Source organism: Bradyrhizobium sp. Leo78, assembly GCF_059512425.1.
The window spans coordinates 1-477 of record NZ_JCAMOT010000202.1 but is presented as its reverse complement, the minus strand read 5'-3'; the positions used below and the strand labels follow the sequence as shown (position 1 = coordinate 477).

General features: G+C 62.5%; 1 protein-coding gene. It reads left to right on the top strand.

The features are described 5' to 3' along the window. A partial coding sequence (locus tag AC5ZG1_RS44285; RefSeq protein WP_496136553.1) for a cytidylyltransferase domain-containing protein occupies positions 1-477 on the top strand: 477 nt, incomplete at both ends.

The window sequence follows — 477 nt, the reverse complement described above, 5'->3', positions numbered from 1 at the left end:
ATCCCGGCACGGATGGCTTCAACTCGGCTTCCGGGCAAGCCGCTCGCCGATATTTGCGGACTGCCGATGATCGTGCAGGTGGCGATGCGCGCAAAAGAAGCCGAAATCGGCCGGGTCGGCGTCGCCGTCGACGACCCGCAGGTGTTCGATACCGTGGCTGCCGCCGGCTTCGAAGTCGTCATGACCAGCAAGGATCATCAATCCGGCTCGGACCGTATCTTCGAAGCGCTGAAGAAGGTGGATCCGGACGGCAAGGCGAAGTTCATCGTCAACGTCCAGGGCGACCTGCCGACGATCGAGCCTGAAACGGTGCGGGCGGCCTTGCGACCCCTCGAGAACGAAGCAGTCGATATCGGCACGCTGACCATCGAAATCGATAATGAGGAGGACAAGACCGCGCCGCACATCGTCAAGGTCATCGGTTCGCCGATTTCCGACACCCGCCTGCGCAGCCTCTACTTCACTCGCGCGACGGCC